The sequence below is a fragment of the Paraburkholderia sp. SIMBA_030 genome, assembly GCF_046535245.1.
GTDB lineage: Bacteria > Pseudomonadota > Gammaproteobacteria > Burkholderiales > Burkholderiaceae > Paraburkholderia.
Genome location: NZ_JAWRXB010000216.1, coordinates 1 through 323, shown reverse-complemented (window position 1 = coordinate 323; position 323 = coordinate 1). Strand labels below are relative to the sequence as shown.

The 323-nt window shown below is 62.8% G+C and carries 1 protein-coding gene; it reads left to right on the top strand.

Translation table 11 applies throughout. The features are described from left to right. Positions 1-323 (top strand): aconitase family protein (locus SB772_RS39735; protein ID WP_410838484.1); only part of this gene is annotated, 323 nt, incomplete at both ends.

The window sequence follows — 323 nt, the reverse complement described above, 5'->3', positions numbered from 1 at the left end:
TCATCGACCACTCGGTGCAGATCGATGTTTTCGGTAACTCCGGCGCGCTGGAGCGCAACATGGAGATCGAATACCAGCGCAATGGCGAGCGTTACCAGTTCCTTCGTTGGGGCCAGACGGCTTTCAACGACTTCAAGGTAGTTCCCCCCGGAACCGGCATTGTGCACCAGGTCAACATTGAGTACTTGGCCCGCACCGTCATGACCCGCGAGGTCGACGGCGTTTTGCGCGCCTACCCGGACACCTGCGTTGGCACCGACAGCCACACGCCGCACGTCGATGCGCTCGGCGTGATCGCGATCGGCGTCGGCGGCCTGGAGGCG